General features: G+C 63.8%; 20 protein-coding genes and 1 tRNA gene. 14 read left to right on the forward strand and 7 right to left on the reverse strand.

What is annotated here, in order from left to right; genetic code table 11:
• Window positions 1-39 precede the first annotated feature (39 nt).
• From mrdA to C41B8_RS10380, 12 genes are all read left to right on the forward strand, one after another.
• A complete protein-coding gene (gene mrdA, locus C41B8_RS10325; protein WP_084188809.1) occupies window positions 40-1,950 on the forward strand; it encodes a penicillin-binding protein 2 in 1,911 nt (636 codons plus the stop codon).
• Window positions 1,947-3,065 carry a rod shape-determining protein RodA gene (rodA, locus tag C41B8_RS10330; RefSeq protein ID WP_051883370.1) on the forward strand — a complete coding sequence of 373 codons (1,119 nt, stop codon included), beginning with the start codon at window positions 1,947-1,949 and terminating at the stop codon, window positions 3,063-3,065. Before mrdA ends, rodA begins: the two co-directional genes overlap by 4 nt.
• A complete protein-coding gene (gene mltB / locus C41B8_RS10335; RefSeq protein ID WP_037337499.1) occupies window positions 3,062-4,096 on the forward strand; it encodes a lytic murein transglycosylase B in 1,035 nt (344 codons plus the stop codon). Before rodA ends, mltB begins: the two co-directional genes overlap by 4 nt.
• Window positions 4,097-4,101: 5 nt before the next feature.
• Window positions 4,102-5,061, forward strand: coding sequence for a septal ring lytic transglycosylase RlpA family protein (locus C41B8_RS20675; RefSeq protein ID WP_198025148.1), 960 nt, complete (start codon window positions 4,102-4,104; stop codon window positions 5,059-5,061).
• 26 nt (window positions 5,062-5,087) lie between these two features.
• Window positions 5,088-6,287: a D-alanyl-D-alanine carboxypeptidase family protein gene (locus C41B8_RS10345; protein WP_232226040.1), complete on the forward strand. Its 1,200-nt coding sequence runs from the start codon at window positions 5,088-5,090 to the stop codon at window positions 6,285-6,287.
• Window positions 6,288-6,358: 71 nt separating this feature from the next.
• On the forward strand, window positions 6,359-6,631 hold the full coding sequence (locus C41B8_RS10350) for a YbeD family protein (RefSeq protein WP_037337504.1): 273 nt from the start codon (window positions 6,359-6,361) through the stop codon (window positions 6,629-6,631).
• Entirely contained in the window at window positions 6,628-7,323 is a 696-nt protein-coding gene (gene lipB / locus C41B8_RS10355) for a lipoyl(octanoyl) transferase LipB (RefSeq protein ID WP_051883373.1), read from the forward strand. The genes C41B8_RS10350 and lipB overlap by 4 nt, the downstream gene beginning before the upstream one ends.
• Entirely contained in the window at window positions 7,320-8,153 is an 834-nt protein-coding gene (locus C41B8_RS10360; RefSeq protein ID WP_051883374.1) for an ABC transporter ATP-binding protein, read from the forward strand. The genes lipB and C41B8_RS10360 overlap by 4 nt, the downstream gene beginning before the upstream one ends.
• Window positions 8,150-8,932 (forward strand): lipid asymmetry maintenance ABC transporter permease subunit MlaE, encoded by a 783-nt coding sequence (gene mlaE / locus C41B8_RS10365; RefSeq protein ID WP_037337507.1) that lies wholly within the window; start codon window positions 8,150-8,152, stop codon window positions 8,930-8,932. The genes C41B8_RS10360 and mlaE overlap by 4 nt, the downstream gene beginning before the upstream one ends.
• A 16-nt stretch (window positions 8,933-8,948) precedes the next feature.
• Window positions 8,949-9,491: an outer membrane lipid asymmetry maintenance protein MlaD gene (mlaD, locus tag C41B8_RS10370; RefSeq protein ID WP_037337510.1), complete on the forward strand. Its 543-nt coding sequence runs from the start codon at window positions 8,949-8,951 to the stop codon at window positions 9,489-9,491.
• A 135-nt stretch (window positions 9,492-9,626) separates the two neighbouring features.
• Window positions 9,627-10,241 carry an MlaC/ttg2D family ABC transporter substrate-binding protein gene (locus C41B8_RS10375; RefSeq protein WP_084188811.1) on the forward strand — a complete coding sequence of 205 codons (615 nt, stop codon included), beginning with the start codon at window positions 9,627-9,629 and terminating at the stop codon, window positions 10,239-10,241.
• A 10-nt stretch (window positions 10,242-10,251) separates the two neighbouring features.
• Window positions 10,252-10,545, forward strand: coding sequence for an STAS domain-containing protein (locus tag C41B8_RS10380; RefSeq protein ID WP_037337511.1), 294 nt, complete (start codon window positions 10,252-10,254; stop codon window positions 10,543-10,545).
• Window positions 10,546-10,604: 59 nt separating this feature from the next.
• Here C41B8_RS10380 and C41B8_RS10385 read toward each other — a convergent pair whose 3' ends face one another.
• The 6 genes from C41B8_RS10385 to C41B8_RS10410 form a co-directional block, all read right to left on the reverse strand.
• The gene (locus tag C41B8_RS10385; protein WP_037337582.1) at window positions 10,605-12,593 is read right to left on the reverse strand and encodes an acetoacetate--CoA ligase; all 1,989 of its coding nucleotides are present in this window, start codon (window positions 12,591-12,593) and stop codon (window positions 10,605-10,607) included.
• 75 nt (window positions 12,594-12,668) lie between these two features.
• Window positions 12,669-13,211, reverse strand: a complete 543-nt coding sequence (locus C41B8_RS10390; protein WP_198025149.1) for a YbhB/YbcL family Raf kinase inhibitor-like protein — start codon at window positions 13,209-13,211, stop codon at window positions 12,669-12,671.
• Between the two features lie 263 nt (window positions 13,212-13,474).
• The gene (purL, locus tag C41B8_RS10395) at window positions 13,475-17,374 is read right to left on the reverse strand and encodes a phosphoribosylformylglycinamidine synthase (protein ID WP_051883377.1); all 3,900 of its coding nucleotides are present in this window, start codon (window positions 17,372-17,374) and stop codon (window positions 13,475-13,477) included.
• Complete coding sequence (locus tag C41B8_RS10400) at window positions 17,350-18,126, reverse strand: MBL fold metallo-hydrolase (RefSeq protein ID WP_198025150.1); 777 nt, start codon at window positions 18,124-18,126, stop codon at window positions 17,350-17,352. The genes purL and C41B8_RS10400 overlap by 25 nt, the downstream gene beginning before the upstream one ends.
• Window positions 18,127-18,495: a DUF1820 family protein gene (locus C41B8_RS10405; RefSeq protein ID WP_037337514.1), complete on the reverse strand. Its 369-nt coding sequence runs from the start codon at window positions 18,493-18,495 to the stop codon at window positions 18,127-18,129. It lies immediately after the preceding gene.
• A 32-nt stretch (window positions 18,496-18,527) separates the two neighbouring features.
• Window positions 18,528-18,619, reverse strand: a tRNA-Ser gene (locus C41B8_RS10410).
• A 108-nt stretch (window positions 18,620-18,727) separates the two neighbouring features.
• On the opposite strand from C41B8_RS10410, the gene mltF reads away from it, so the two are divergent.
• Window positions 18,728-20,260, forward strand: coding sequence for a membrane-bound lytic murein transglycosylase MltF (mltF, locus tag C41B8_RS10415; protein WP_051883378.1), 1,533 nt, complete (start codon window positions 18,728-18,730; stop codon window positions 20,258-20,260).
• A gap of 786 nt (window positions 20,261-21,046) precedes the next feature.
• Here the strand turns inward: mltF and C41B8_RS10420 are convergent.
• Complete coding sequence (locus C41B8_RS10420; RefSeq protein ID WP_037337516.1) at window positions 21,047-21,676, reverse strand: phosphoadenosine phosphosulfate reductase domain-containing protein; 630 nt, start codon at window positions 21,674-21,676, stop codon at window positions 21,047-21,049.
• A 216-nt stretch (window positions 21,677-21,892) separates the two neighbouring features.
• Here C41B8_RS10420 and ettA point away from each other — a divergent pair, with 216 nt between their 5' ends.
• The gene (ettA, locus tag C41B8_RS10425) at window positions 21,893-23,554 is read left to right on the forward strand and encodes an energy-dependent translational throttle protein EttA (protein WP_037337519.1); all 1,662 of its coding nucleotides are present in this window, start codon (window positions 21,893-21,895) and stop codon (window positions 23,552-23,554) included.
• Window positions 23,555-23,676: the final 122 nt, after the last annotated feature.

A 23,676-nucleotide genomic window follows, 5' to 3' on the forward strand; every position in this document is an offset into this window, starting at 1 on the left:
ACGGTCTCATGCCGAACATCAGGGTAACGACGAGCGGATATGGCCGCGGACGACGCAATCAAAAACCACGCGGCCGAGCGGCGCCTGTTTCTTATTCGCACGGTCGCGGCCAGTCTGTTGCTGCTGATACTGATCGGCATGCTGATCGCGCGCGTGGTCTATCTGCAGGTCTACAAGCACGGCTATTACGAGACGCGCTCGCAGGATAACCGCATGCGCGTGGAAGTCGTGCCCCCGGTGCGCGGCCTGATCTACGACCGACACGGCAACCTCCTGGCCAATAACGAACCGGCCTATCGGCTGGAAATCGTGCCCGAACAGGTCAGCGACAGCGTCAAGTCGACCATCGCGCGGTTGTCGAAGATCGTGAACATCAGCGAGGCCGACAAGCAGCGCTTCTATTCGCGCGAGAAGCAGACCCCCTCGTTTCGCGGCACGCCGATCCGGCTAAGCCTGACGCAGAGCGAGGTCGCCCGGTTTGAGGTCAATCGTGATCGTTTCCCCGGTGTGGATATCCGCGCCGGTCTTACGCGCAACTATCCGCTCGGCAAGTACGCCTCGCATCTAGTCGGCTACGTTGGCGGCATCACCGAATCCGATCTGGCCGACGTCAACAAAAAACGCTACCGCGGCTCTTCGCATATCGGCAAGGCGGGCGTCGAACTGTCCTACGAGTCGCGCCTGCACGGATACCCGGGCTCGCGCGTGGTCGAGACCAACGCGGCCGGCCGGGCGCTGCGCCAACTCGACATGCATCCGGCCACCGCCGGCGACAGTATCGTGCTGACCCTGGATTCCGCGCTACAAAAAGTGGCTTACAACGCGCTGGGCGACCAGGATGGCGCCGTGGTCGCGCTCAACCCCAACACCGGCGGCGTGCTGGCGATGGTGAGCAAGCCCGGCTACAACCCGGACCTTTTCGTCGACGGCATCAGCCACGCGAACTACACGCGGCTACTCAACAATCCGCACAAGCCGTTGTACAACCGCGCGCTCCAGGGCCAGTATCCGCCCGGCTCGACGGTCAAACCGTTCATGGCCATCGGCGCGCTGGAAACCGGCGTCATCGATCCGAACAAAAAGGTTTGGTGCCCCGGCTACATCACGCTGCCCGGCTCGAATCACCGCTACCGCGATTGGAAACGCTCCGGGCAGGGCTGGATTGATCTGACCCAGGCGATCGAACGCAGCTCCGACGTCTATTTCTACAAGCTCGGCATGAAGCTCGGCATCGACAACATCTACCGCTACGGCTCGATGTTCGGCTTCGGCCAGAAAACCGGCATCGACCTGCCGCGCGAGAACGCCGGCATCATGCCGTCACGCGAATGGAAGCATGGCAATCGACATCTGCCGTGGTATCCGGGCGAGACGCTGATCACCGTGATCGGCCAGGGGTTCATGACCGCCACGCCGCTGCAGCTGGCCCAGGCGGTGAGCGAGATCGCCGAGCGCGGCCACGCCTACAAACCGCATGTGCTCAAGGCCTGGAAGGATCCACAGACTCACACCACGACCGACTACAAACCGAAGGCGCTACCGCCGATCGAACTCAAAGATAAGCGCCACTGGGATATCGTCATCAACGCAATGAAAGGCGTAGTCGACAATCCCCACGGCACGGCCCACTACTATGTCGGCCAGCATCTCAAGTATCCGATCGCGGGCAAGTCGGGCAGCGCCCAGGTCGCCGGCCTGCCGCAGAACGAAGTCGCGCCCGATCTCGACAGCATTCCACATCGGCTGCGCGAGCATGCCCTGTTCATCGCCTTCGCCCCGATCCAGCACCCCAAGATCGCGATCGCGGTGCTGGTCGAACACGGCGGCGGCGGGTCGAGCGTAGCCGGCCCGATCGCGCGCCGTGTGATCGACAGTTATCTCGACAGCCTGCCGGATAGCAAGACGCTTCAGGTCAATTACTCCGGGAACAAATCCAAGACCGACTCATGAGCACGACCGCCCACGAACGTCCTGCGACGCTATCCGCCTGGCTGGCGCACTGGCGCATCGACGTCCAGCTATTCGCCGCGCTGCTGTGCTGCGCCTTGCTCGGGCTGTTCGTGTTGTACAGCGCCTCGGGACGTTCCGAGGACGTCGTGATCGATCAGGCCGTTCGCGTGGGTATCGGCTTGTTCGCGATGATCGCTCTGGCCCAGGTGCCACCGCATTGGTATCGGGTGGCCGCGCCTTGGGTATACATTTTGGGCGTGATTCTGCTGGTCGCCACCCTCGTGCTCGGCGACGCGGCCATGGGAGCCAAGCGCTGGCTCGACTTCGGCGTGGTGCGTTTTCAGCCGTCGGAGATCTCGAAACTGGTCGTCCCCCTGACGATCGCAGCGTATTTTCATCATCGCAGCCTGCCACCCAAGTTGACCGACATCCTGGTCGCCGGCGTCATCATGGCCATACCCGTCGCGCTCGTCGTGCGACAGCCGGATCTGGGCACCGCCCTGCTGATCATCGCGGGCGGCGGGTTCGCGCTGTTCTTTGCCGGACTGCGCTGGCGCATCATCTTGTTGCTGCTGGTTCTCGCTGCCGCCGCCGCGCCGTTGGTGTGGTTCAACCTGCATGATTATCAGCAACAGCGCGTGCTGACGTTCCTCAACCCTGCGCGCGATCCCCTCGGCGCTGGTTATCACATCACCCAGTCCAAGATCGCGATCGGCTCGGGCGGCGTGTTCGGCAAGGGCTGGCTCAATGGGAGCCAGGCCCATCTCGACTTCCTGCCGGAATCCGACACCGATTTCGTATTCGCTGTCTACGCCGAGGAGACCGGCCTGTTTGGCGTTCTCGGCCTGATGGCAATCTACGGTTTCATTGTGGCGCGCGGGCTGTTCATCGCGATCAAGAGCCAGGACACATTCCAGCGGCTGACCGCTGCCAGCCTGTCGCTCACGTTCTTCTTCTACGCGTTCGTGAACATGGGTATGGTCGCCGGGCTGCTGCCCGTGGTCGGGGTTCCGTTGCCCCTGATTTCCTTCGGCGGCACCTCGATGGTCATGCTGCTGGCTTCGTTCGGCATTCTGATGTCGATTCACACCCACCGGAAGTTGCTCGCGACATGACGATTCCCACGATCGAACGAGCGCTGGGCGCGGCCCTGGTGCCGCTTATCGCGCTCGCGCTGACCGCGCCCCCGGCGCTGGCCGATACGCCGCACGGCCACTACGCGCAGTCGGCTGCCGGCCGCAAGCTGATCGATCGTCTGCATCGCGACAAGGGGATTCCGAAGGCCACCACGCGGAAACTGCTCGAACAGGCGAAGTACAAGCCCGACATCATCGCCAAGATGCGCAAGCCGGCGGAAAAAACGCTGACCTGGGCCGATTACCGCCCGATCTTCGTCCAACCCAAACGCGCGCGCCAGGGCGCGGCCTATATCAACGCCCACCGCAAATTATTCGAAAAAGCGCAAGCCAAGTACGGCGTGCCGGCCTACATGATCGCCGCCATCCTCGGGGTTGAGACACGCTACGGTCGTTATATCGGCAAGGATCGTGTGCTCGATGCCTTGTCCACTCTGGCGTTCGACTATCCGGAACGGTCGGCGTTCTTCACCAAGGAACTGGGCGAATTCATCACGCTGTGCGTCGATGAGAAGCTCGACTGCACGTACGATGTTGGCTCGTATGCCGGCGCCATGGGCCTCGGTCAGTTCATGCCCTCGAGCTATGCGGCCTATGCTGTGGACGGCAACGGCGACGGCAAGCGCGATCTGTGGCACGAGCCGGCCGACATCATCGACTCGGTCGCCAATTATCTAGCCAAGAACGGTTGGCAACGCGGCGAACCGATTGCCCAGCCCGCCGAGTTATCCGATCCGAAGGTCATCGACGGCATCCAGACCAGTACGCGTAAGCCGAAGTACAGTTGGGCCCAGTTGCGAGCCCAGGGCGTACAGGTCTCGAATTCGCCGACCGCCAATACCCGGGTCGGCCTGCTCAAGTTCACCGGACCGCACGGGCCGGAATACTGGCTCGCCGAGCATAATTTCTTCGTGATCACGACTTATAATACGAGCCCGCTCTACGCGATGGCGGTGTATCAGCTCGGCCGCGAGATCGAGGCCTTCACCCATCCGGCGGTGGGCTCGTGAGCACCATGCGCCGAATTAGCGGGCTGGTGGTTCTTGGCGGACTGCTGGCGCTGGCCGGCTGCGCCAGCGGCCCGCCAGCGCATAAATCACGCGGCGGCGGGTATTACCAAAACGACGGCCCGCCCGACGATACGCACATTGATTGGTCGAAGGTCCACGACGCGGTACCGAAGAACGTGCCACCTTCGAAATACGGCAACCCGACCAGCTACACCGCGCTCGGCAAGCGTTACTACGTGCTCAAGAGTGCCAAGGGCTTTACCCAGACCGGGTTGGCCAGCTGGTACGGCCGCCAGTTCGACGGTGGTCGTACGTCCTCGGGCGAGCCGTACAACATGTTCGCTATGACCGCGGCCCATAAACGCCTGCCGATACCGACCTGGGTCCGCGTCACCAACCTGGACAACCACAAACAGGTGGTGGTCAAGATCAACGATCGCGGGCCATTCCATAAAGGGCGGATCATCGACCTGTCGTATGTCGCCGCGCGCCGTCTGGGCATCGTCGGGGAAGGTAGCGCGCCGGTTCGTATCCGCACGGTGACACCGGCCACGATCAACCAGCCGGACCCGGATAGCCAACCGTCGAGCGGCCCTGCGGTGCCATTGCGCCGGGCGGAGAATCCGCCCGAGGATGCGGATACCGGCCACACGACATCCGGCGCGCCTATCGCCCGGAACGCGCCCGCCGCGACGCCACGCACGAGCGGATCGGTCGCATCCTCCCGGCGCGTCGCCAACGCCGCGCCATTGCAGATCGGCGCCTTCTCATCGGCCGGGCACGCCAGCCGCGCCAAGGCCAAAGCCAGGGCGACTGGCGCCGGCCCGGTAGCGGTCATTCCCCCTTCAGCCGGCATGAGGCTGTATCGTGTCCGCGTCGGGCCTTTCAATTCGCTGGCTGCGCAGCAGCGAGCGAAACAGCAGCTCGCCGACGCCGGGTTCCCCGTGCGCGAGATCAAACGTTAGCTGCGTCGCCAGCAAGACGCTAAACTTTGCCGTTACCCCTGCATTACATGTCCGCCAAGAGTTCGAGCCTGATGCATCACGCCCAACGCCTGTTCTTGTTCGTCGCGGCCCTGCTGGTCAGCGTCGCCGCGTCGGCGGCCGACAATAATAGTCTGCCGATTCCGAGCGCCCCCTCCCTGGGCGCGAAGAGCTATATTCTGGTCGACTACAATTCGGGCCAGGTTCTGGCGGCCAAGAATCCCGACAAACGGATCGAACCGGCCAGCATCACGAAGCTGATGACCTGCTATATCGTCTTCGACGAGATCAAGAAGGGTAATCTCAAGCCCTCGGACATGGTCACGGTCTCCAAAAAAGCCTGGGAGATCCACGGTTCGCAGATGTTTCTCAAGGTCGGCGACAAGGTGTCGGTGGATGACCTGCTACAAGGTCTGATCACGCAGTCGGGTAACGATGCAGCCGTCGCCCTCGCCCAGTACATTGCCGGCACGACGTCGACGTTTGCCGACTACATGAACCAGTACGCCAAGCAGCTGGGCATGACGAACAGTCATTTCATGGATGTGAACGGGCTGCCGCATCCGGATCACTATATGAGCGCGCGCGACATCGCGACGCTGTACGCGGCTATCGTGCGGAAGTTCCCCAAGCTGTACGACCAGTACTTCCACGAGAAATCGTTCACCTACGCCGGCATCAAGCAGTACAACCGCAACACCCTGTTGTGGTCCGATCCGCGGGTGGACGGCGGCAAGACGGGCCATACCGAATCGGCCGGCTACAACCTGGCGGCCTCGGCCAAGGATCACGGCATGCGTGTGATCGCCGTGGTCACCGGCACCAACTCGGAAAACGCGCGTAAGAGCCAGTGCGAGGCGCTGATCAGCTATGGCTTCCGTTTCTTCGACGACGGCAAGCTGTTCGACAAGGGCAAGGAAATTTCCCAGATCCGCGTCTGGAAAGGTGCGGAGAGTGAACTGCCGGTCGTCGCCGACGGGCCGGTCTACGTGGCCTACCCACGCGGCCAGCGCGACTCGTTGTCGACCAGCGCCAAGCTGCCGAGCCATCTGACGGCGCCGATCAAGAAAGGCGAGCGTCTGGGCACGCTGTTGATCAAGTACAACGACAAAACGCTCAAGGAAGAGCCGCTGTATGCCGGCAAGTCGATCGCCGAGGGCGGTTATGTCACGCAATTCATCGACGACATTCTGATGATGTTCCAGTAAGTCGCCGCCCGGCCGCCCGCCCCGTCGCGGGCGGCTGGACGACTACGCTGGCCCCGGGGCACAGTAAAGCCATGTCCGATACCCACGATGAAACCCTGCTCGAATTCCCTTGCGAATTCGCCATCAAGGCCTTCGGCCGCCACGGCACCGCTTTCGAACAGACGGTGTACACCCTGATCAAGGCGCACGCGCCGGAGTTGACCACGGGCGATCTATCCAGCCGCGAATCCAGCGGCGGCCGCTATATTGCGGTGACGGCCTCGATCAATGCCAAAAGCAAGGCGCAGCTCGACGCCATCTACAAGGACCTGAGCGATCACGAGCAGGTGCTGATGTCGCTGTGAGCGCCGCGCCCGTCGTCCTTCGCCGTTTCGGCTGGCAACCGCAACCCTATCGTCCCGTCTGGCAGGCCATGCAACGCTTTACCGCCGAGCGTGGCTCGGAAGATCCGGATGCGTTGTGGCTGCTCAACCACGCCCCAGTTTTCACGCAGGGCCGCAACGGCCGCGCCGAACATGTGCTGGCCCCGGGCGACATCGAAGTCGTGCCGATCGATCGCGGCGGCCAGGTCACGTATCACGGGCCGGGCCAGCTGATGGCCTATGTCATGCTCGACCTCAAACGGCTGGGCATCGGCATCCGCAGTCTGGTCACGGCGCTGGAAAACGCCATGATCGCGACGCTGGCCGGCTACGATATCGAAGCCTATGCGAAACGCGATGCGCCCGGCGTGTATGTAGGCGCTGCAAAGATCGGCTCGATCGGCCTGCGCGTATCGCGCTCGAACAGCTATCACGGGCTGGCGTTGAACGTGGATATGGACCTGGAGCCGTTCTCGCGTATCGATCCCTGTGGTTATCACGGTCTGGCCATGACCCAGATCGCCGATCTGGGCGGGCCGAGCGATCTCGACCGCGTCGCCGATGATCTCGGCGCGCAGTTGTGCACCGAACTCGGGCTGGCCCGCATAGATTCGTCGGATACGCGAGCCGATCTGATAGGCTGGCGCGCATCCGAGTCCCAATCTCGCCCATGACCGACTCTACCGCGACGACGAGCACCACCGACAATCTGGTGGAAGTGCGCGACCTGCATTTCCGGCTCGGCTCCCGCGTCATCTATCAAGGCGTCGATATCGACATCGCGCGCGGGCGAATCACCGCGATCATGGGGCCGTCGGGCACCGGCAAAACGACGTTGTTGCGCCTGATCAGCGGACAGTGGCGCGCGGATTCCGGCAGCGTGCATTTCGACGGCCAGTCGGTCACCGGAATGTCGCAGAAAACCTTGTTCGAACAGCGCAAGCGCATGGGCATGCTGTTCCAGTCCGGCGCCCTGCTGACCGATCTTTCGGTGTTCGACAACGTGGCCTTTCCCATACGCGAGCACACGAAACTGCCCGAGCGTCTGATCCGCGATATCGTGCTGATGAAGCTCGAGGCCGTGGGGCTGCGCGGTGCGCGCGATCTCGCCCCGGCGCAGCTGTCGGGCGGCATGGCCCGGCGCGTGGCGCTGGCCCGCGCGATCGCGCTCGACCCCGAAATGATCATGTACGACGAGCCCTTCGCCGGGCAGGACCCGATCTCCATGGGCGTTCTGCTACGCCTGATTCGTCGCCTCAACGATGTGCTCGGGCTGACCTCGATCGTGGTCAGTCACGACGTCAAGGAAACACTCGGCATCGCCGACTATGTTTACGTGATTTCGGACGGACACGTCATCGACCACGGCGATCCGGAGCATATTCGGCATTCCGACTCGGCCTGGGTGCAGCAGTTCATCACGGCCTCCCCGGACGGCCCGGTGCCGTTCCATTATGCCGATACACCGTATGCCGAAGACCTGCTGGGCGGAGACCGCACATGAATCGGCTCACGCGTGTTTTCAACACGCTATTCGGCTGGCTGGCCGATCTGGGCCGAAGCGCCCTGTTTCTCGGCCGCATCATCGCCTCGCTCCCGGCTCTGCTGGCCAAGCCCCGGCTGGTGATCGAGCAGATCTATTCGGTCGGTGTACTGTCGCTGCTGATCGTGGTCGTGGCCGGTATATTCGTTGGGATGGTGCTGGCGCTATCGGGCTATCGCGCGCTGGCCGATTTCGGCGCCGAAAACGCGCTCGGCACCTCCGTGGCACTGGTCGTGGTCCGCGAACTCGGACCTGTGGTGACTGGCCTGTTGTTCGCCGGGCGTGCCGGCAGCGCGCTGGCTGCGGAGATCGGCCTGATGAAGGCCACCGATCAGCTCTCCGGCATGGAAATGATGGCGGTCGACCCGGTGCGTCGTATCGTCGCGCCGCGTTTTCTCGCCGGTGTCATAGCCATGCCGCTGCTGACCTGTATCTTCTGTGTCATGGCCATCGGCGCCGGTGGCGGCTATTTCGTCGGCGTGGACATGCTGGGCGTCGACGCCGGCGCCTACTGGAATGGCATCCAGTCGAGCGTCGAATTCAACCGCGATATTCTCAACGTCTTCATCAAGAGCGGCGTGTTCGGCGCCATCATCACCTGGGTTGCTGTATTCCAGGGCTATCACGCGCCGCCAACCTCGGAAGGGGTCTCGCGGGCCACCACCAATACGGTGGTCATCGCCTCGCTGGCCATTCTGGCCGCCAATCTCATGCTCACCGCCGTAATGTTCAGCGGTTAGCTGAAGGAAAGACGCTATGCAATCAAGAGCCGTCGAGCTTCTGGTCGGGTTATTCGTCTGTCTCGGAATCGCCGCGATCTTCATCCTGACCCTGCGGGTGAGCGATCTGGCCAATACCGGCAGCGCCGAGGGTTATACCGTCACCGCGGCGTTCAACGACATCGGCGGCCTGAAGGTGGGCGCGCCCGTCGAGCTGGCCGGCGTGCGCATCGGCCGCGTGACCGATATCAAACTGGACCAGACGACGTATCGCGCGGTCGCGACCCTGCGTATCCAGGATCAGTACAAGATCCCGAAGGATTCCGATGCCTCCATCCTCACTTCCGGTCTGCTCGGCGATCAGTACATTGGCGTCGGACCCGGTGGCTCGACACAGAACATGAAGAACGGCGACAAGTTCATCATCACCCAGTCCGCCATCGTGCTCGAAAACCTGATCGGCCAGTTCATGACCCGGATGTCCGGCGGCGACTCCTCCGATAGTGGAGGCGGCGGTTCGGGCGGCGGTCCAGGCGCGGGGGGTTCCAGCTCGCCGGCCGCCCAAGGCGCCGGTGGTTGAGCCGATGGGCCGCCTTTATGCTGGAGTCTGCGGCCTCGACGATCGATCGGCGCCAGGGCGGCCTTCAGGACAGATTCAGGGCGATGAAACAAACTCCTTGAAATTAGACGATCTATCAGCCTAGGGACTCCCGCTATGCGTTGGACTCGCGTTCTCATCCCCTTTATCACGGTCGCGCTCATGGCGCCGGCTCTGGCCAGCGCCAGCCCGACGCCGCCGGAACAACTCGCCCGGCAAACCGTGCAGAAGGTGCTCAACGACCTCGACGGCCGTCGCGCCGAGCTGCGCAACAATCCGCAGGAACTGCATGCGCTGATCAACCGCGACCTGGTACCGCTGATCGATCTGCCCTATATGTCGCAACTGGTGCTCGGCCGCTATTGGCGTCAGGCCTCGCCGGAGCAGCGCAAGCGCTTCCAGACCGCGTTCAAGAACATGCTGATCCGGACCTATGGCAGCGCCCTGCTCGGCTTCAACGACAATGTGAAGATCGAGTACAAACCCGTGCGCGCGGCGGACAATGCCAAGAACGTGACCTTCAACGCCGTGATCCATTCGCCCAACGGGCAGGACACCCCGGTGAGCCTACAGCTGCACGAAGTCGACGATCAGTGGAAAGTCTACGATGGCAGCGTCGGCAACCTGTCGTTCGTGACCAACTATCGCGGCCAGTTCAATTCGGCCATTCGTCGCGAAGGCCTCGAAAAGTTCATCGAGCAGTTGGAAAACCGCTACGACGGTAATTCCTAGGCTACCCATCGTGAGCGAGACCCGCGAAAGCGACGTGCACACCGTTCAGGTCGAAGGCCAGCTGGATGCCGAGAGCGTACCGACCCGCCTGCGTAATTCGGCCGGCTGGTTCGAGCAGGGCCGCGACACGGTAATCGATCTGAGCGGCGTCACCCGGGCCGACAGCGCTGGCGTGGCGTTGTTGCTGGAATGGATCCGCGACGCCGACCAGGCCGGCTCGCCCCTGGTTTTCGCCAACGCGCCGACCCAGATGCGGGCGATCATCGACTTCTGCGCACTCGACGACGTTATCCCGCTGCGGTGAGCGCCCGCGGCGTTGCCCATGTCGCCGGGAAGCCGGGCCGAATCACGGCCCGGCTTTTTTTACGAACGACGTAGCTCCGGGTGTTCGGCGATGGCGACCAACGATTCCGGATTGGCGATCGCGCTGGATTGCTCGACCTCGCGCCCGTTAAGCAGGCGTGCCACGGCAACCTCGACCTTCTTGCCACTGCGCGTGTAGGGCAAGGCCTCGACACCGACGATGAGCTTCGGCACGTGCCGCGGGCTGGCCTGTTCGCGCAGGCGGCGGCGGATCGCATCGCGCAGTGCATCGTCGACGACATGGCCTTCGGCCGGCACCACGAGCATGACGATACGATCGTCCTCCCCGGTTGCCTGCGCCGCGACCAGGCAGTCCGCGATTTCGGGCATGGGCTCGATCTGACGATAGATCTCGGCGGTGCCGATGCGGACGCCGCCCACATTCAGCGTGGCATCGCTGCGACCATAGATTACCGCCCCGCCCGATTGACTGAAGGCAATGAAATCGCCGTGCGCCCAGACGCCGGGGAAGCGCTCGAAATACGCGGCCCGATAGCGCGCACCATCGGGATCGTTCCAGAATGCAACCGGCATCGACGGGATCGGCTGAGTACAGACCAACTCGCCGCATTCGTCGATGACCGCTTCACCCGCTTCGTTGTACGCCTCGGCGGCCACGCCCAGCAGGCGACACTGAATCTCGCCGCGGCGTACCTGCAGCGTCGGACAGGAGCCGACGAAACAGGCCACGATGTCGGTACCGCCGGAAATCGAGCCCAGCAGTACGTCGGGTTTCACCTCGGCGTACACCCAGTCGTAGTCCGCATCGAGCAACGGCGACCCGGTCGAGAAGATCACGCGCAGCGCCGACAAATCATGCCTCCCCCCCGGCGCCAACCCGGCGTTGCGACAGGCGCCGAGCCATTTCGCACTGGTACCGAAATGGGTCACGCCGCGCGTCGCCGCCATGGCCCACAGCATGTTCAGATCGGGAAAGCCGGGATTGCCGTCGTAGGTGATCAGCTCGGCGCCGGTAAACAGCCCGGAGACATGCCAGTTCCACATCATCCAGCCACAGGTGGTGAAGTAGAAAAAGACATCGTCGCGGCCCAGATCGCCGTGCAGCACCTGCTCTTTGACGTGCTGAATCAACGCGCCGCCCGCGCCGTGCACGATGCACTTGGGCACGCCCGTGGTGCCCGAGGAGAACAGGATATAAACCGGCCGATCGAACGCGCCGCGATCGAAACTCGGCTCGGCACCGGCGTACGCGGCCAGCGCGTCGTCCCAGCGGGTGACATCGGCGTCATCCGGCAACGCCTGCCCGCGGCCCGTGTTGTCGGTAACGACGACGTGTTCGATCGAGGGGATACGCTCGCGCAATTCGACAATGCGATCGGCGCGATCGAATATCTTGCCGCCATAGCTGTAGCCGTCGACCGTCACGAGCACGCGAGGCTCGATCTGCGCAAACCGGTCGACGATGCCGGACACGCCGAAGTCCGGCGACGCCGACGACCAGATTGCCCCCAGGCTGGCACAGGCCAGCAAGGCGACGATTGGTTCGTGCGTATGCGCAACCACACCGGCTACGCGATCGCCGGCCCGTACGCCGCAGGCCCGCAGGAATGCCTCGAACGCGCCGACCTGGCGATACAGCTCGCCGTAGCTCAGCGTGATCGGCGCCCGCGCCTCCGACAGCGCGGTGATCGCGGTGCGATCCGGATCGCCGGCAATGGCTTCGCGCAGCAGATTTTCGGCGAAGTTCAGCCGCGCGCCTGTGAACCAGCGTGCGCCGGGCATCTCGAGCGTATCCAGCACGTCGCCCTCGCCGCGGTCGCCGACGATGCCGAAATAATCCCAGAGGCTAGCCCAGAACGACGCCGGCTCCGCGATCGACCAGGCATGCAGCCCGGCATAATCGTCGACTGCGAAACGCGGCATGCCATCGCGCCGGGCCAGCCAGCGGACATAGTCGGCCAGGCGGCTGTGTTCGATCGCGTCTTGCGACGGCTGGAAAACGATCGGATGTTCGGCGTCTACGCTCATACGGGGCTCTTGTCCGGAAACCTGCAGCATCGCTCGGGCGTCACCACCGCGCCCGGGCTTACCGTCGATGGGTCGCTACGGTCGTTTGAAGGTGCCGACGATCTGGGCATGGGCAATGACATGGCCCTTCATGGCTTTCACGAGCGCCGCGCGATTGGCCAGATCCGACGGCAGGCGCGTATCCAGCGCGAACAACTTGAAGTGATAGTGATGGATTCCGTCACCCGGCGGCGGACACATACCGTGATAATTCGCGTGATGCGTGCTGTTTTTCGCCGTCACGGCCGGCCCCGGCAGCGGCTGGTCGCTGGCGCCGGGCGCCAGCACCACCAGATCCGGCGCCATGTTGTACAACACCCAGTGCGTGAACAGGCCCGACGGCGCGTCCGGGTCGTCTACGATCAGCGCAAGACTTTTGGCGTTACGCGGCACACCGGCAAACGTCAAAGGCGGCGACTGGTTGTCGCCACTGCAACTGAAACGCTTGGGAATCGGCTGTCCGTTCTTGAACGCCGACGACTGGATCGACAAACCGGCCGCCGATGCGCTGGCCAGCCATAGCGCCGCAACCATGGCCAGACACGAACCGATCCACTTCATCTTCGATCGACGGGACATCTACGTTTCCTCGATACAACGCAACCAACGGGGCCCAGGCGGCACCGCCGCGACTCACGCTTTATCGTAGATCACGCGACAGCCGCCGCCCAAGCACGATCGTTCGCGGCCCGGGGCGCGCTCGTCTCCGAGCTGGCCTCGTGCGTCGCCCCAGCACGCCACGCGCCGTTACTCATCGGCGCACGGCTCATCGCGGCGATCGCCGGGCACGTCAAACGTCAGGGCCGAGCGGCGAGGCACCGCTCGGCCCTGACGCCCGTTTTCTACCCGACGAATCGACGCGCGTTGGCGAACAGACGCGCCCAGGGGCTGGCCTCGCCCCAAGATTCCGGTGCCCAGGAAAGATTGACCGTGCGCGTCACCCGCTCCGGATGCGGCATGCAGATGAATACACGGCCGTCGGCGTTCGACAGCCCGGTGACCCCACCCGGCGAGCCGTTCGGGTTGGCCGGATAGGATTCGGCCGCGCCGCCGGCATTGGCGGTGTAGCGCATGCCCACCTGGCCGGCCGCGACGAGCCGCTCGAGGTCGCCGGCCTCGGCGAAACGGGCATGCCCTTCGCCATGCGCCACCGCGACCGGCATGCGCGAGCCGGCCATGCCATCCAGCAGCACGGCATTGGAATCGAGGATTTCGACGCCGCTGGTGCGGGCCTCGAACTGGCGCGAGGCATTGGCCACGAACGACGGCCAGCCGTCAGTGCCCGGAATGAGCTCGGACAGCGCCGCCAGCATCTGGCAGCCGTTGCATACGCCCAGCGCGAACGTCTCGTCACGGGCGAAGAAATCGGCGAACGCCTTACGCGCATTGCGATTGAACAGGATCGACTTGGCCCAGCCCTGGCCGGCGCCGAGCACGTCGCCATAAGAGAAACCGCCACAGGCCGCCACGCCCTGCACGTCGGCAAGCCGCACCTTGCCCGATACGATCTCCGACATATGCACGTCGATCGCATCGAACCCGGCGCGCGTGAACGCAAACGCCATCTCGTTATGCCCGTTCACGCCCTGCTCGCGCAGGATCGCCACCTTCGGCCGCTCGGTGTTGATATACGGCGCGGCGACATCCTCGGCCGGATCGAAGCTTGGCTTACCCGGCAATCCGGGATCGGCGGTATCCAGCAGCGTGTCGTATTCGGCATCCGCGCAGGCCGGATCGTCGCGCAGCGCGGCCATCGCATGGCTGGTCGCCGCCCAATGACGCTGGGCATCGACCCGCGACACCGACAATACTTCGGCGTCGCCTTGGCGCGCCACGATGCGGTCGGTCGAGGTCACACTGCCAATGTCCGTCGCTGCCACACCCGCATCGCGCAGGGTGATGAGCGCGACATCGACATCGCTCGCCGCAACCTGAAGCACGGCCCCCAGTTCTTCGGCGAACAAGGCCGCGAGCGGATCGCCGTCGAGCTCGTCAAGCCCGACATCCACGCCCAGGCGCGAGGCAAAACACATTTCGGCCAGGCAGGCCGCGAGACCGCCGTCGCTGCGGTCGTGATACGCCAGAATCCGGCCGTCCGCGGCGAGCGTCTGCACGGCACGAAAGAACCCGCCGAGCGTGGCGGCCGAATCCAGATCCGGCGCACGATTGCCGAGCGCGCCATAGACCTGGGCCACGGCCGAACCGCCGAGTCGGTTCCGGCCGGCGCCGAGATCGGCCAGGATCAGCCGGCTTTCGGTGCGCTCGGGCGACACGAGTTGGGGCGTGAGCGTCGCGCGGGCCGAGACCGTCGGTGCGAACGCCGAGACCACGAGCGAGACCGGCGCGCTCATCGTGCGCGGCCCGTTCTCGCCGTCCCAGCTTGCGCGCATGGACAACGAATCCTTACCTACCGGAATTGCCAGGCCGAGTTCGCTACAGAGTTCTTCGCCGACCGCACGCACCGTGTCGTACAGCCGGGCGTCTTCGGCCGGATCGCCGCAGGCGGCCATCCAGTTGGCCGATAAGCGGACGTCGGTGAGCTTGTCGATCCGGGCGGCCGCCAGATTGGTGATCGCTTCACCCACCGCCATGCGGCCGGAGGCTGGCGCATCGATCAGCGCCACCGGGCTGCGCTCGCCCATGGCCATGGCTTCGCCGGTATCGCCGGTGAAGGCCGTGGTGGTCACGGCGACGTCGGCCACCGGCACCTGCCAGGGCCCGACCATCTGGTCGCGCGCGGTCATGCCGCCCACGCTGCGATCGCCAATCGTGATCAGAAAGGACTTGCTCGCCACCGTCGGCAGCTGGAGCACGCGTTCGAAGGCCTCGGCGATATTCACGCCGCTGCGATCCCAGGCGGCCAGCGCCGGCGTGGCGTGTTGCGCCTCGCGCTGCATGCGCGGCGTACGCCCCAGCAGCACGCCCATCGGCATGTCGACCGGACGCGCGGTTTCCGCCGTGGCGGCCTCGCCGTCCTCGACCACGAGATTGGGCTCGGCCGTCGCCCGGCCCACGATCGCATACGGGCAGCGTTCGCGCGCGGCCAGTTTCTCGAACACCTCGATGGCATCGGCCGGAATCGCAATCACATAGCGTTCCTGCGATTCGTTGCACCAGATTTCCATCGGCGACAGGCTCGGATCGGCCGACTGAATATCGCGCAGGCGGATGGAGCCGCCGCGATCGTCGGCGTCGATGATCTCCGGCAACGCGTTGGACAACCCCCCTGCGCCAACATCGTGGACCGAGGCGATCGGGTTGTCCTCGCCGAGCGCGATGCAACCCTCGATCACTTCCTGCGCACGGCGCTGCATTTCCGGATTCGCGCGCTGCACGGAGGCGAAATCGAGCGCTTCCGAGCCCGTGCCGCTGGCCATCGACGAGGCCGCTCCGCCGCCGAGGCCAATCAGCATGGCCGGGCCGCCGAGCACGATCAGACAGGCTTCGACCGGCACTTCGTGTTTTTCCACATGGCCGGGGCGTACGTTGCCCATGCCGCCGGCAATCATGATCGGCTTGGCGAAGCCGCGCAGGCCGGTGGCCTCGGATTCGTACTGGAAGGTGCGGAAATAACCGCCCAGCGCCGGCCGGCCGAATTCGTTGTTATAGCGCGCGGCGCCGATCGGCCCTTCGAGCATGATGTCGAGCGCGCTGGCGAGATGGCCCGGCGCGTCGGCGTCGGTTTCCCAGGGCTTGATATCGCCCGGCAGCCGCAGATCCGCAACCGAGAAACCGGCCAGCCCGGCCTTCGGCTTGCCACCGCGGCCGGTCGCGGCCTCGTCGCGGATCTCTCCGCCCGAGCCGGTCGCGGCACCCGGCGCTGGCGCGATCGCGGTCGGATGATTATGGGTTTCCACCTTCATCAACAGATGGACGTCTTCCTCGACCAGGCGATAGGTCCGGTCCCGGCCGACCGTCATGCGGGTCGCGGCCGGCCCGGCCACGACCGCCGCATTGTCCCGATAGGCCGACAAGACGCCCTCGGGGGCCGCCTTGTAGGAACTGCGGATCATGTCGAACAACGAGGCGGTCTGGGTTTCGCCGTCGATGGTGAATTCCGCGTTGAAAATCTTGTGCCGGCAGTGCTCGGAGTTGATCTGGCCGAACATCATGAGCTCGACGTCGGTCGGATCGCGATCGAGCGCGGCGTACTGTTCGGCGAGATACTCGAGTTCTTCCTCGGCCAGCGCCAGGCCCCAGTCGCGGTTGGCGCTGCGCAAGGCCTCGATGCCCTTGCGCGCCAGCGGCACGCGCCGAAGACGGCGGCGTTCCGGGACAGTGAACAGCGTATTCAGCAGCGCCCAGTCGTCGACCAGCGATTCGGTCATCGGATCATGCAGCGCACCGGACTCGGTCAGCGCGGCCGTGCTCGGCGCCTCGCCGCCAAAGCGATAGACCAGCGCGCGTTCCAGCCGCACCAGCGTCTTGATGCCGCTATTGTGCGCAATGTCCTCGGCCTTGCTCGACCAGGCCGAGACGGTGCCCAGACGCGGCACGACCACCACGCCTTCGGCGCGCGGTGCATCGCCGTCGACTGCCAGCAGGCGGTTCAGCCGCTCATGCGTCTTGTCGTCCGGCTCTTCGGAAAACGCGGCGATATAGATCGCGCGCGCGTCCACGTCGGCCACATCGAGACCGGCACGGCGCAGACCCGCGACCAGGCGCTCGCGTTCGAAGTCCGCCAGCGCGGCCTCGCCGGCATAGATTTCGACCGCAGTTATCGATTGACCAGACTCCGCCACGACAGACCCTCGTTTTGGTTGGCGACATGCACCCAGTCCGGCGTACAGGCCAGCGCTTCGGCAAGCGCGGCCCGGGCCAGGTCCGGGCGATTGTTGGATTCGGACAGATGCGCGACCACGACATGCTGGAGCGCGCCGGTATCGATTTCCGATACCAGCGCGGCGGCCTCGGCATTGCTCAGGTGGCCGAGACGACCACCCACGCGTGCCTTGAGGCTGGGCGGATACGGTCCGCCCGCCAGCATGTCCGGATCGTGATTGGATTCAATGATGAGTGCATCGCAGGCGTCGACCATGGCACGCACATGCGGCGTAACGTGGCCGATATCGGACAGCACCCCCAGTCGATGCTCGCCGTTGCCGATCACGAGCTGCGCGGGTTCGCGCGCGTCGTGTGGCACCGGATAGGGGAAAAGCTCCAGATCGCCGATGGCGAACGGTTCGTGCGGCGAATACAGCTCGGTGGCCGCGAGTTCGCTGCCCGGTTTGGCCGCCTGGGTGCCGGGTGTCAGCCAGACCGGCAGATCGTGGGCGCGCGAGAAACGCGATACGCCCTTCCAGTGATCATCGTGTTCGTGGGTGATCACGATGGCGTCGATATCGCCAGGCGTCAGTTCCAGCCGGGCCAGACGCTTTTCGATTTCGCGCGCGGAAAAGCCACAATCGATCAGAAGCCGCGTGGCGCCCTGCTCGACCACCAGCGCGTTGCCCTTGCTGCCACTGCCCAACAGGGCGAAGCGCATGGCCGTCATCTAGGTGTTCGAGCCGGAGCCGTGGCCTCCCGAGCCGGGCCCCTGTCGGGTATAGACCGGAAACGGACGCACCTTCGAATCGCTGTCGGCCGGGGTGATCTTGGCCGTGCCGCGCCGCTCGACTTCGTCGATGCGGATGATCGAATGCATGGGAATATAGCTGCGCTTGACCTCGGAGAACTCCTCGGCCAGCTTCTCTTCAGCCGGGTCGATCACGAGCGTGGTGCGTTCGCCGAAGACCAGCGCCTCGATCTCGACGAAACCGAACAGCCCGCCCTGGGATACCGAGCGCGCATAAACCTCGTAGACTTCGCCTTGATTGTAGAACGCCACGCGATACAACCGGCGATGGGAATCGGCGTTGGCCATGGGGCGAGTCGATCGATGATCGGATAGAGAAATGGCGGAGAGGGTGGGATTCGAACCCACGTGGGGCGGTTAGCCCCCAACCGATTTCGAGTCGGTGCCGTTATGACCGCTTCGGTACCTCTCCGTTGTTCCTTCGCTGTCGGTATCAACACTGACCCCGGCTGCGAAGTCGCGTATCTTAAACGATCCGGATCGCTTTCCCAACACTTGATTCGATAATTATTTTCAGAACGTGCCCGATACAACCCGCGGGCCGGGCGCCGGACCGCGGCGCGCGGCCACCAATCAAAATCGAGGACGTCGTCTCGTCCACCTGTTCGCGCTGATCGTACTGATCGGCGGCGGCGCGCTGTTGACCACCTGCGTGCATCGGCCCGACGCGCTGACCCAGGTTCAACGCAGCGGCGTACTGCGCGTGGCCACCATCAACTCCGCCACCACTTATTACCTGGGCCCGCACGGTCCCAAGGGCTTCGAGTACGATCTGGCCCGCGGCTTCGCGAAATCGCTGGGTGTAAAACTCAAGATGGTGGTCGTGCCCGATCGGGCGGCCATCATGCACGCCGTGGAAACCGGCCGTGCCCAGATCGGCGCCGGGCTCGCGATCAGCCCGGCACGCGACGCGCGTGTTCGCTTCACGCCGCCCTATCTCAGCAGCAAGCTCGACGCGGTCTATCGGCAACACGAAAACAAACCGAAGAAACTGGCCGATCTCTCGGGGCATCTGGTGCTACCCGACGACACCGCCCTGGCGGACTGGCTGCGCCAGCGCCATCCCGATCTGCACTTCACGGTCGATCACACGGCCAATACCGAAGAATTAATGGCGCGCATCGCGCATGGCGATATCGATGCGACCGTGGCCAACGCCGACGTCGTGGCCATGAATCAGCGCTATTATCCGAAACTGCGCGTCGGCTTCACGCTGCAGCACATCCGCCAGCAGATGGCCTGGGCGTTTCGCGGGCTCGATCGCGGCAGACGGCCTGACGGGCTGTACAACAAAGCGATCGCTTATCTCGAACAGGCCAAGTCCAGGGGTCAGATCAAGATCCTGCACGACCGCTATTTCGGGCACGCCGCCCAGCTCGGCTTCGTCGGCGGCGCCGAGTTCGCGCGTCAGGTCAAGAACAGGCTGGGGCACTGGAAATCCTATTTCAAAGCGGCCGGCCAGCAGTACGGCGTCGACTGGCGGCTACTCGCCGCCATCGGGTATCAAGAGTCGCGCTGGAACGCCAAAGCGGCCAGCCCCACGAATGTCCGCGGCATCATGATGCTGACCCGCGACACCGCCCAGCGCATGGATATCGACAATCGCAGCAACCCGCAGCAATCCATCGATGGCGGCACGCGCTATCTGTTGCAGCTGCGCAAGCGACTCCCCAAGGCCGTCAAACCACCGGACCGCACCTGGTTCGCGCTCGCGGCCTACAACCTGGGCCTGGGCCACGTCCTCGATGCACGTCGACTACTCAAGCGGGCCGGGCGTAACCCGAACGTCTGGGTGAATCTACGTGAGGCCCTGGGCTGGCTCACGGAAAAACGCTATCTCGCCCACACCCGTTATGGCTACGCCCAAGGCAAACAGGCCGCAGCGTACGTCAGCAATATTCGAGCGTACTACGACATCCTCACCTGGATGACCAACAAGAAACGGCATAAAAAGCCGGCCGCACTCGACGAACAACCCTCGGCCAGCGGCGCCGATGAAGGCGACGACAAGAACACGCCCCCGGACATCAGCATCACGTCGCCCGCTTTCTGACATTAGTCTGGGGATTGAACGCCTCGTCCTCGCTGCAGTTCCCTCAAGAACACGGTCCGCAGATCGACACAGATTCACGCAGATGCGGTTGTGCTTTTGCGACGTAGCAGGATTCGAGGCGCGAACGAGCTGTAGAGTCGATCGGGCTCAAAGTCTTGTAGGCGGGATTAGCGAGGCGTAATCCGACATGGATGCCATTCCAGAAGTGATGGCCCGATCGGTCATGTCGGCTTACGGCCTGCGGCCTAAGCCGACCTACGTCTGTGGCGGGGCGCCGTCGCATTTTCGGCTTCGTTCATCGAAGAGAACTGTCCGCAAATCAACACAGATTCGGTTTTGCTTTCGCGGCATAGCCGATTCGAGGCGCGAACAAGCAGCGGAATCGAACGAAGCTTGCGACTCGAATAACGCGTTAAAGAACGAAGCGCATACCGTCTTTCGCGCCCCGGCCGAGCTGGCGTCCCTAACGATTAACCGCCATCTGCGTAGATCTGTGCAGGTCTGCGGACAAATGCCTTGAGGAACGAAGCGCAGCGTCATACGACGCCACGATAGACCTCTTGTCTCGAACGGTTAACCGCTATCTGTGTCATCAGCGCAATCTGCGGATAAACGCCTTGGGGAACGAAGAGAGCCATACTGCTACGCCTCGATGCCACGGATGCCGCTAATCCATTCCGCCAATCGTGGAGCGGATGTTCCAAACCCCGCACGCTATAAACGCTGGGCAAAAAAAGAGCGCATGGGTCGCCCCCATGCGCTCTTTGAGTCCGAAACGGGCCCGGATCAGGCCGAGAAGCGGTTATGCAGGCCGCACTCGCGGTTGCCCAGCACCTTGGTCGGGTCGTAGTAGTTGGTTTCGTTCGGCAGACCGTGCTCGATGAGATAGCGCTCCATGTCGATCTCGGTCCATTCCAGCACCGGGGCGACCTTGATCACGCCGCCGGCCTTATCCTGCGACACGATGTCCATGCCCTGGCGGAAGGCGGTCTGATCGCGGCGCACCGCGGTCAGCCAGACGTCCGGGCTCATCTCGCGCATGGCACGGCCGAACGGCTCGAGCTTGACCTGATGGGTGAACTCTTCATGCTGCGGATCGTCGACGTCCGGAATGCCCATGAGCGCATCCCGACGGGCCGCCGACATCAGCGGATTGAACACGTGCACGTTCAGCTCGAGATCGTTGATCAGCTTCTCGGCGAACAGATAGGTCTTGCGCGTGGCATAACCGGAATCGATCCAGACCACGTCCATGTCCGGCTGCGCCTGCACGGCCATGTGCAGGATCACCGCCTCGTACGGACCGAAGTTGGTGGTCACGATGGTGCGACCGTCCAGGCCGGCAGCCCAGTTCACGATTTCCTGCGGATGCCGACCGGCGAGCTCGGCGTTGACCTTGGCGGTATCGATATCCATAAGACAAAACCTCACGGGGTGAAGTAGCAGCCGTTGCGTCGGCCATGAATGACTTGCCGGAGATTTTAAAAGCTATTCGGTTATTTTGAAGAGCAGTTTCAAGACCATTTGGTTATATTCTTAGCATCACGCCCGCGTGCGAATCACGATCCGTGTATCGGCCGCCAAACTTGGCTACACTTGCCGGTCTACTTGTTTTCACTGCACGCGCATCCTATGGCCCAGTACATCTACACCATGAATGGCGTGGGCAAAGTCGTCCCGCCGAAAAAGCACATCCTGCGCGATATCTCGCTATCGTTCTTCCCCGGCGCCAAGATCGGCGTGCTGGGCTACAACGGTGCGGGCAAATCGACGCTGCTGCGGATCATGGCCGGGGTCGACAAGGAATATGAGGGCGAGGCCCGCCCCATGCCCGGCATCAACATCGGCTATCTGCCGCAGGAGCCGGAGCTGGATTCCTCCAAGGACGTGCGCGGCAACGTCATGGAAGGCCTGGGCGACGTCGCTGGACAGCTCGCGCGCTTCAACGAGATCAGCGAAGCGTTCGCCGAGCCCGACGCCGACTTCGAAGCCCTGCTGGCCGAACAGGCCGAACTGCAGGAAGCCATCGACGCGGTCGACGGCTGGGAGATCAACAACACGCTGGATCGGGCCGGCGAAGCCCTGAACCTGCCGCCGTGGGATGCCCACGTCGACAACCTGTCGGGCGGCGAGCGCCGCCGCGTGGCGCTGTGTCGCCTGCTGCTGTCCAAGCCCGACATGCTGCTGCTCGACGAGCCGACCAACCATCTGGACGCGGAATCGGTCGCCTGGCTCGAGCGCTTCCTCAAGGATTTCGACGGCACCGTCGTCGCGGTCACCCATGATCGCTACTTCCTGGATAACGTCGCCGGCTGGATTCTCGAGCTCGACCGCGGTCACGGCATCCCCTGGCAGGGCAACTACTCCTCGTGGCTGGAACAGAAGGAAAAACGCCTCGAACAGGAGCAGAAATCCGAAGACGCCCACCAGAAGGCGATCAAGTCCGAGCTGGAATGGGTGCGCTCGAACGCCAAGGGGCGGCAGTCCAAGTCCAAGGCGCGCCTGCGCCAGTTCGAGGAACTCCAGTCGCGCGAATACCAGAAACGCAGCGAAACCAACGAGATCTACATCCCGCCGGGCCCGCGCCTGGGCGATCTCGTGTTCGAGATGAACGACGTGACCAAGTCGTACGGCGACCGCACGCTCTACGAGAACGTCTCGCTGAAGGTGCCGCAGGGCGCGATCGTCGGCATCATCGGCCCGAACGGCGCCGGCAAGACCACGCTGTTCCGCATGCTCAACGGCGAGGAAGAGCCGGATTCCGGCGAAATTCGCGTTGGCGATACGGTCGACCTGGCCTACGTCACGCAGTCACGCGAGGAACTCAACTCGGACAAGACCGTCTGGCAGGAAGTCTCCAACGAACAGGACATCCTGACCATCGGCAACTACGAGATCCCGTCGCGCGCTTACATCGGCCGCTTCAACTTCAAGGGGTCGGACCAGCAGAAACGCGTGTCCGAACTGTCGGGCGGTGAGCGCAACCGGCTGCAGCTGGCCAAGCTGTTGCAGAAAGGCGGCAACACCCTGCTGCTCGACGAGCCCACCAACGACCTGGACGTCGAAACCCTGCGCGCGCTGGAAGAAGCCCTGCTGGAATTCCCCGGCGCCGTACTGGTGATCTCGCATGATCGCTGGTTCCTGGATCGTATCGCCACGCATATCCTGGCGTTCGAGGACGACGACGTGGTCTTCCTCGAAGGCAACTATCAGGACTATGAAGCCGATCGTAAACGCCGGCTCGGCAGCGCCTCGGAAGGCTCGGCCAAGGCCAAGCACCGCAAGCTGGCCTGAGCCGTCGCTCGTCGTTGTCGATTGAAAAAGCCCTCGCCGCCACGGCGGGGGCTTTTTTCAGGTTCATCGCACTTTACCGGGAAACGCGGCTTTGATTTTGAGGAAGAAGTAGTCGGCGTTAC

Origin of the sequence: Salinisphaera hydrothermalis C41B8 (assembly GCF_000732535.1) — a bacterium.
Classification (GTDB): Bacteria; Pseudomonadota; Gammaproteobacteria; order Nevskiales; family Salinisphaeraceae; genus Salinisphaera; species Salinisphaera hydrothermalis.

What these genes read in the sequence shown, in the direction of transcription:
- C41B8_RS10390 (WP_198025149.1), bottom strand. Translation starts at nt 13,211, where the DNA reads ATGTCCCGTCGATCGAAGATGAAGTGGATCGGTTCGTGTCTGGCCATG.
- C41B8_RS10400 (WP_198025150.1), bottom strand. Translation starts at nt 18,126, where the DNA reads ATGACGGCCATGCGCTTCGCCCTGTTGGGCAGTGGCAGCAAGGGCAAC.
- mlaD (WP_037337510.1), top strand. Translation starts at nt 8,949, where the DNA reads ATGCAATCAAGAGCCGTCGAGCTTCTGGTCGGGTTATTCGTCTGTCTC.
- C41B8_RS10385 (WP_037337582.1), bottom strand. Translation starts at nt 12,593, where the DNA reads ATGAGCGTAGACGCCGAACATCCGATCGTTTTCCAGCCGTCGCAAGAC.
- C41B8_RS10405 (WP_037337514.1), bottom strand. Translation starts at nt 18,495, where the DNA reads ATGGCCAACGCCGATTCCCATCGCCGGTTGTATCGCGTGGCGTTCTAC.
- C41B8_RS10420 (WP_037337516.1), bottom strand. Translation starts at nt 21,676, where the DNA reads ATGGATATCGATACCGCCAAGGTCAACGCCGAGCTCGCCGGTCGGCAT.
- C41B8_RS10375 (WP_084188811.1), top strand. Translation starts at nt 9,627, where the DNA reads ATGCGTTGGACTCGCGTTCTCATCCCCTTTATCACGGTCGCGCTCATG.
- mlaE (WP_037337507.1), top strand. Translation starts at nt 8,150, where the DNA reads ATGAATCGGCTCACGCGTGTTTTCAACACGCTATTCGGCTGGCTGGCC.
- mltB (WP_037337499.1), top strand. Translation starts at nt 3,062, where the DNA reads ATGACGATTCCCACGATCGAACGAGCGCTGGGCGCGGCCCTGGTGCCG.
- C41B8_RS10350 (WP_037337504.1), top strand. Translation starts at nt 6,359, where the DNA reads ATGTCCGATACCCACGATGAAACCCTGCTCGAATTCCCTTGCGAATTC.
- mrdA (WP_084188809.1), top strand. Translation starts at nt 40, where the DNA reads ATGGCCGCGGACGACGCAATCAAAAACCACGCGGCCGAGCGGCGCCTG.
- ettA (WP_037337519.1), top strand. Translation starts at nt 21,893, where the DNA reads ATGGCCCAGTACATCTACACCATGAATGGCGTGGGCAAAGTCGTCCCG.
- C41B8_RS10360 (WP_051883374.1), top strand. Translation starts at nt 7,320, where the DNA reads ATGACCGACTCTACCGCGACGACGAGCACCACCGACAATCTGGTGGAA.
- rodA (WP_051883370.1), top strand. Translation starts at nt 1,947, where the DNA reads ATGAGCACGACCGCCCACGAACGTCCTGCGACGCTATCCGCCTGGCTG.
- C41B8_RS20675 (WP_198025148.1), top strand. Translation starts at nt 4,102, where the DNA reads ATGCGCCGAATTAGCGGGCTGGTGGTTCTTGGCGGACTGCTGGCGCTG.